1 protein-coding gene is annotated in these 820 nt (G+C 52.4%); it reads left to right on the plus strand.

The features are described 5' to 3' along the window. Positions 1-63: 63 nt before the first annotated feature. On the plus strand, positions 64-768 hold the full coding sequence (locus tag ACOTXL_RS23785; RefSeq protein WP_001067855.1) for an IS6-like element IS26 family transposase: 705 nt from the start codon (positions 64-66) through the stop codon (positions 766-768). Positions 769-820 lie beyond the last annotated feature (52 nt).

The following is an 820-nucleotide window of genomic DNA, read 5'->3' on the forward strand; positions in this document are numbered from 1 at the left end:
GGCACTGTTGCAAATAGTCGGTGGTGATAAACTTATCATCCCCTTTTGCTGATGGAGCTGCACATGAACCCATTCAAAGGCCGGCATTTTCAGCGTGACATCATTCTGTGGGCCGTACGCTGGTACTGCAAATACGGCATCAGTTACCGTGAGCTGCAGGAGATGCTGGCTGAACGCGGAGTGAATGTCGATCACTCCACGATTTACCGCTGGGTTCAGCGTTATGCGCCTGAAATGGAAAAACGGCTGCGCTGGTACTGGCGTAACCCTTCCGATCTTTGCCCGTGGCACATGGATGAAACCTACGTGAAGGTCAATGGCCGCTGGGCGTATCTGTACCGGGCCGTCGACAGCCGGGGCCGCACTGTCGATTTTTATCTCTCCTCCCGTCGTAACAGCAAAGCTGCATACCGGTTTCTGGGTAAAATCCTCAACAACGTGAAGAAGTGGCAGATCCCGCGATTCATCAACACGGATAAAGCGCCCGCCTATGGTCGCGCGCTTGCTCTGCTCAAACGCGAAGGCCGGTGCCCGTCTGACGTTGAACACCGACAGATTAAGTACCGGAACAACGTGATTGAATGCGATCATGGCAAACTGAAACGGATAATCGGCGCCACGCTGGGATTTAAATCCATGAAGACGGCTTACGCCACCATCAAAGGTATTGAGGTGATGCGTGCACTACGCAAAGGCCAGGCCTCAGCATTTTATTATGGTGATCCCCTGGGCGAAATGCGCCTGGTAAGCAGAGTTTTTGAAATGTAAGGCCTTTGAATAAGACAAAAGGCTGCCTCATCGCTAACTTTGCAACAGTGCC

This window comes from Enterobacter cloacae complex sp. IR5402, from assembly GCF_049238125.1.
GTDB classification, from domain to species: Bacteria; Pseudomonadota; Gammaproteobacteria; order Enterobacterales; family Enterobacteriaceae; genus Enterobacter; species Enterobacter hormaechei_C.

Bases quoted from the DNA above. Each gene is read 5' to 3' on its own strand.
- ACOTXL_RS23785 (WP_001067855.1), top strand. From the start codon at position 64: ATGAACCCATTCAAAGGCCGGCATTTTCAGCGTGACATCATTCTGTGG.